Source organism: candidate division WOR-3 bacterium (genome assembly GCA_039801725.1).
In the GTDB taxonomy this organism is placed as follows: domain Bacteria; phylum Hydrothermota; class Tepidihabitantia; order Tepidihabitantales; family DTDR01; genus DTDR01.
The window spans coordinates 1-6,043 of record JBDRVE010000057.1 but is presented as its reverse complement, the minus strand read 5'-3'; the positions used below and the strand labels follow the sequence as shown (position 1 = coordinate 6,043).

Genomic DNA, 6,043 nt, shown 5'->3' with positions numbered 1-6,043 from the left:
TCAAACAATTCTTTATTATTGGTAGCAATGAAACCGCCGCGCACGCAAGTATTTTTTCTACCACTTAAATAAAATAAATCCGGTATGCTACAAATCTCCTTTACAATTTGAGCAACAGATTTATTTTCATAACCAGGTTCTCTCTTCTTAATAAGATAGGCATTTTCGGCTATTAAACTACCATCTAACACTAGTAATAATTTATATTCGTCACATATTTTTCTTATTTCCTTTAAATTGGCCATTGAAAAAGGCTGACCACCGAGAAGATTAGTAGTCGCTTCCATTCGCACGTAAGCAATTCTTTCTCTGCCGTATTTTTTGATTAACCCTTTTAATTTCTCTGGGTCCATATTTCCTTTAAAAGGAAAAGTGCTTTTTGTTTTCAGAGCTTCATCAGTATAGATTTCAATACACTCAGCACCTGCCAATTCAATATGGGCTTTCGTGGTTGTAAAATGATAATTGGTAGCAACAATCATTCCCGGTTTAATAAAGACTTTTGCTAAAAGATGTTCGGCTGCCCTTCCTTGATGAACATTCATTACATATTTATAACCTAAAACTTCTTCCACAATTTCGGCAAATTTATAGAAAGTCATACTACCAGCATAAGCGTCATCGGTAGTTATCCAGCCTGCCCATTGTTCTTGGGACATAGCGTTTACACCACTATCGGTTAACATATCTAAAAAGACATCTTTCGTTTTCAGTTGAAAGGTATTATAACCAGCTTCTTCGATTGCTTTCAATCTTTCTTCGACGTTGGGTAGTCGAATTCTTTGAACTACTCGGGCTTTATACATATCAATAGGTAATTCTTTTCCATTATATAATTTCAAAATCATCATTCCTCCTTGGTTAGATTAGCTTTATTATCATAATAAGAATTTTTTCAAAAATCAATAAAAAGATAAATGATATTGAAGATAGAGTTTTATAATTCTTTCTGTTTCGGGATAAATCTGATAATCTAATAATTTTGAATAAGGAGTAAAAGATAAATATTGTAAATTTTCTAAAATTTTTTTATTAATTAAAAAAGAATTTTCTTTTTCCTTTTGACAATCTTTACAGAAAACTCCTCCTTTTTCCATATTAAAAAATATCTTTTCTTTTCGGAAAAATTTTTTTCCACATTTTGAACAGGCTAATAAAGAGGGCCGGAAACCAGTAAGGACAGTTGTTTTTAGATAAAAAGATAAAAGAATATTTTTAATTTTATCCACCGGTAGGGAATTGATAAAGAAAAGAGAGAGAAAATAAAGTTTAAAAAGTTCCTCATTTTTTTCTTCTATAGGCAAAATTAAAGAAAGAAATTTATTTAAATTTGAGACAGCAGAGTATTTTTGATATTCTTTAATGATTAAAGGAAAATTATATAAAAGTACAGCATCTTTGATAAAATAGAAATTTCGGTTTTCTTTTTTGTAAAAAACTATTTCACAATAATTAAGGGGTTCTAAAGAACCGTTTAAATAGTTTTTCCCTTCCCGAACCCCCTTTGCTAATAAAAGCAAACGACCATATTCCTGAGAATAAAAATCAATAATTTTACTGGCGGAGCGGAAATTTTTTCTTAAAAGAATAATTCCTTTTCCTTTTTTGAGAATCGCCATTAACCTTCTCTTCTGATTTCCCCAACCATTTCTTCTATAATGTCTTCCAAAGTTATAATTCCCACTGCTTTTTTGTTTTTGTCAACCACTACTGCTAAATGTTCTCCCTTTTTTCTCATTAGAGAAAAAACTTCGATAATGTTGTGATTTTCTTCTACAAATAGAGGTAATCGATATCGAATTTCTGGAAAAAATAATAAATCCTTTAAAGTGATTATTTTAATGAGATTATTTTTTGTTCCTTGATATATTGGATAGCGGGAATAGCGATATTTTTTTATTGTGTCAGCAATTTTAGTAAGATCACTATCAATTGGTAGGGCAACGGCTAATTCGATAGGTATCATTATTTCCTTAACTTTCATGTTTTTGGCTTCTAATACCTGTTGAGCAATAAACTTACTTTTTTTAAATTCTCGAAGATAGTTTAATAAATCCCTTCGCAAAAGAGAGATACTTTTTTTCTTTTTTAGTAAGGGTAAAAAAATGAGTTTTAGCAAAAAGTAAATTGGCTGACCAAATATTTGAAAAAGAAAATAAAAAAAGCGATAGAAGGAGGAAAAAATTAACAACCAAATTTCTGGATGACTACCTGCGATGGCTTTAGGCAAAAATTCTCCAATAAAAAAGGAAAGAACCGTAGAAAAAATGATTGAAAGAGAGACGAAATTTTTTCCAAAATTGTGGATAAAGAAACTAGAATAAAAAGAAGCAGCAAAAATAACAAAAAGGTTGGTACCAATTAAAGTAACAATTAAATTTTCTTCTTTATTTTCTAAAAATTTTATTTTTCTTTCGCTTATTCCCTTTTCTTTTGCTTTCAATTTTAATCTTAACCAATTAGCGCGAATAATCGCTGTTTCGGTACCGCTTAAAATTCCTTGAAATAATAGAAAGAGAGTGGCTAATAAAAATTCCATTATAAAATTTTTAATAAAACCTTTTCAATTTTTCTTTCTTTAATCTCTTTTATTTCAAACAATAAATTCTTTTCTCTTACAACATCGCCTACTTGGGGCAGCCTACCTAATTTTTCAGTAAGATAAGCCGAGAGACGAGGAAAATCAATATCTTTTAAAGCGTCATTAGTTAGTCGATTAATTGTTACCAAATCGATCTCTCCGCTAACTAAATAACTATTCTCGTCTATTTTTAAATAAGGTAATTCTTCTTGTAAATCATACTCATCTTTTATTTCTCCGAAAAGAGCCTCTAAAAAATCCTCTAAAGTTACTAATCCAGAAATTTGACCAAATTCGTCAATAACTAAGGCAATGTGAGAACCTTTTTTTCTTAATTCCTCAAAAATTATTGGCAATCTTTGGATTTCCGAAACAAAACTTATTGGTTTTTTGATCTGTTCCAACTTTATTTCCTTAGGAGGCTCAAAATGGTAGGATAGGGCTAATTCTAAAATATCTTTTAAATATACTACGCCGATAATGTTATCAATATTATCTTGATAAATAGGAATTCTTGATTTAGGATTTTCTTTAATTTTTTCTAGGGCTTCTTTTATTGACAATTCTTTATCAAGAGCAAATATTTTATTGCGAGGAGTCATAATTTCGTTTACTCTTCTTTCTTCTAATTCAATTAAGTTATAAAGAATTTCGCTTTCTTCTTCAGTGAGTTCTTTATTTTCCACACCAAAATTAATCAGGGCTTTTAATTCTTCTTTATTAGGGAAAGGCTCACCGTGAGGAAGAAAATGGAAGAGAAATATTCTTTGAAAATATTGGCTTAAAGGATGAAAGAAAGAAGATATTTTTTTAAAATAGGGAAGAATTAAACCACCAATTTTAAGAGGGAAGTTGTGAGCATAAATTTTGGGGATGATTTCGCCAAAAAAAAGAATAATAATGGTAGCAATTATCGAAGTTAAAGTTAAAAGAAGAGAATAAGAAATTTTGTTAAAAAAAAGATTAATACTTAAGAGAGTCGTTAATGAAGCAAAAGAAATATTGGCTAATAAGTTAGCCAATAGAATAGTCAAAAGAAAAGAATGTTCATTTTTTTTAAGTTCTTCTATTTTTAACTTTTTAAAATCCTTGGGAGTAAGAGAAAAATAAGCAATTTCTGATGCCGAGAAGAGAGCCGATAATAATAGCATGATAAGGACGGTTATTATCAGGTAAACCATTTATAAATATTTTGTAATCAATTTTTCCATTTGTGAGTGAGAATAAGACAAAAGATGAAAAAGTCCGTGAAGGATTAAATATTTCAAACGATAACTATATTTTACTTTATCTTTCTTTGCTTGTTTTAATGCTTGGTTTTTAGAAACATAGATTTCTCCCAAAAAATCACCATTAAAATTAAAAGATAGGACATCGGTCGGATAATTTCTTTTTAAAAATCTCTTATTTAATTTCTTAATATATTGATCGTCGCAGCAAATCACATTCAATTCTGTAATTTTTGCTTTTTCTTCTTTTAAAACCCTATTAATTATTTGATTTATTTCTTTTTTTAAGTTTGGATTTTTTACACCAAAAATATTTACTTTAACCTTCCTCTTCGTAGGCTTTAATAATTTGGGAGACAATTGCTGGTCGGGTAACATCTTCTTTATCAAAATAAATAATTTTTATTCCTTCAATATTTTTTAATCTTTTTTCACAATCAATAAGTCCCGAAGTATATTTAGAACTTAGATCAATTTGAGTAATATCACCAGTGACTACCGCTTTTGAATTCCAACCTAAACGAGTGAGAAACATTTTCATTTGTGTTTTGGTGGTGTTTTGTCCCTCATCTAATATGATAAAAGCATCTGAGAGAGTTCTTCCTCGCATATAGGCCAAAGGAGCAATTTCAATGATTTCTTCTTCGATCATTCTTTTTACTTTTTCAATAGGTATCATGTCATAAAGAGCATCGTAAAGAGGTCTTAGATAAGGGGCGACTTTTTCTTTAAAATCACCTGGTAGATAACCTAATTGTTCGCCGGCTTCTACCGCTGGTCGAGTTAAAATTATCCTTGCCACTTTTCCATTCAAAAGATAAGATACGGCTTTGGCGACGGCTAAATAAGTTTTACCGGTTCCGGCTGGTCCAATACAAATTACTACTTCAGCCTCGTCAATGGCTTTCAAATATTCTTCTTGATGTTTAGTTTGTGGAACAATGATTTTTTTAGGAGTGGCAATTGCATAATCGCTTTTCATTTTTTCTTTTGGTTTCTCTTTGATTTCTTCAGTTAATTCTTTTTCTCCTTTAACCAATTTGATTTCTTCATTGATTAATTCTTTGGTGATAAAATTATTTTTTTTAATATGTTTCATTAAATTTAGAAATAATTCGCGAACTTTATAAACTTCCTCTTTTGGTCCTAATATTCTTATTCGATCTTTTCGGGCAATAATTTGAGAACCAAAAAAACGAGAAATATAATTAAGATATTCATCTTGAAAACCAAGAAGTTTTATTGGGTCAATTCCTTTAAAAGGGACAGAAATTTTAATTAAATTTTCTTCCTTTTTTTCCATACAAAAAAATATTCTGGAATAATCGGACCATTACATTAACTTTATATTCTAAAATAATTATACTAAAATAAAATAAAAAGTCAAATTTAATAAAATAATTTTTCTTTACATCTTTTTAATTTTATTTTTTAACCTTCTTCTCATCATCTTGAAAATAGGTAAGATTTGTTTATATTATATTTATGCTAGATATAAGAAAAAATATTGAAAATCTCTGGCAAAGAATTGAGGAGGTTTGTAATAAGATTGGCAGAAAAAAAGAAGAGATAGAGATAGTAGCGATTAGCAAGGGAGTAGATATAGAAAGAATAAAAGAGGCAATAAATTGTGGTTTAAATAAAATTGGGGAGAATCGGGTTCAGGAAGCGATTAAGAAAATTTCTTTGATTAATAATCAGTTTAAAAATATTGAATGGCATTTTGTTGGTCATTTACAGACTAATAAGGTTAAAAAGGTAGTTAAATATTTTTCTTGTGTTCAATCAGTGGATAGGGTTGAGTTGGTGGATGAGTTAGAGAAAGTGTGTAAGAAAGAAGATAAAATTATGCGGGTATTTATTCAGGTCAATACATCTTTTGAAGATACTAAATTTGGTATATCTCCGGAAGATTTGGATAAATTAGTAGAGTATGTTTTAAATCAACCCCATTTGAAATTAGAAGGATTGATGACTTTGGGTCCGGTTAGTGCAATTGAAAATAAGGAAAATTCACGAAAATCTTTCCGTCTTCTTTATGAATTAAGAGAAAAAGTTAAAGAGAAATTTAAAATATCTTTGCCTTATCTTTCGATGGGAATGAGTAGCGATTTTGAGGTCGCAATAGAAGAAGGAGCAAATATCATTAGAATCGGAACTTTAATCTTCGGTCCGAGAAATCAATAACCTATTTTAAATAAATCAGTTTTTTAGTTAGATAATTTTCCTTTCC

Annotated in this window: 7 protein-coding genes; 1 reads left to right on the top strand and 6 read right to left on the bottom strand. The window is 29.3% G+C overall.

Features of this window, described 5'->3' with window-relative positions; translation table 11 throughout:
- From ABIK75_08165 to ABIK75_08140, 6 genes are all read right to left on the bottom strand, one after another.
- Positions 1 to 848: tryptophanase (locus ABIK75_08165; GenBank protein ID MEO0091063.1), on the bottom strand; the 848-nt coding region annotated here is incomplete at its 3' end.
- Positions 849 to 902: 54 nt separating this feature from the next.
- The gene (recO, locus tag ABIK75_08160; protein MEO0091062.1) at positions 903 to 1,619 is read right to left on the bottom strand and encodes a DNA repair protein RecO; all 717 of its coding nucleotides are present in this window, start codon (positions 1,617 to 1,619) and stop codon (positions 903 to 905) included.
- Positions 1,619 to 2,539, bottom strand: a complete 921-nt coding sequence (locus ABIK75_08155) for a CNNM domain-containing protein (GenBank protein ID MEO0091061.1) — start codon at positions 2,537 to 2,539, stop codon at positions 1,619 to 1,621. Before ABIK75_08155 ends, recO begins: the two co-directional genes overlap by 1 nt.
- The gene (locus tag ABIK75_08150; protein ID MEO0091060.1) at positions 2,539 to 3,762 is read right to left on the bottom strand and encodes a hemolysin family protein; all 1,224 of its coding nucleotides are present in this window, start codon (positions 3,760 to 3,762) and stop codon (positions 2,539 to 2,541) included. The genes ABIK75_08155 and ABIK75_08150 overlap by 1 nt, the downstream gene beginning before the upstream one ends.
- Positions 3,763 to 4,188 (bottom strand): rRNA maturation RNase YbeY, encoded by a 426-nt coding sequence (gene ybeY / locus ABIK75_08145; protein ID MEO0091059.1) that lies wholly within the window; start codon positions 4,186 to 4,188, stop codon positions 3,763 to 3,765.
- Positions 4,130 to 5,113, bottom strand: a complete 984-nt coding sequence (locus ABIK75_08140) for a PhoH family protein (GenBank protein ID MEO0091058.1) — start codon at positions 5,111 to 5,113, stop codon at positions 4,130 to 4,132. The genes ybeY and ABIK75_08140 overlap by 59 nt, the downstream gene beginning before the upstream one ends.
- 182 nt (positions 5,114 to 5,295) lie before the next feature.
- Between ABIK75_08140 and ABIK75_08135 the strand changes: the two genes are divergently transcribed.
- Positions 5,296 to 5,997 carry a YggS family pyridoxal phosphate-dependent enzyme gene (locus ABIK75_08135; GenBank protein ID MEO0091057.1) on the top strand — a complete coding sequence of 234 codons (702 nt, stop codon included), beginning with the start codon at positions 5,296 to 5,298 and terminating at the stop codon, positions 5,995 to 5,997.
- The last annotated feature ends 46 nt before the right edge of the window (positions 5,998 to 6,043 follow it).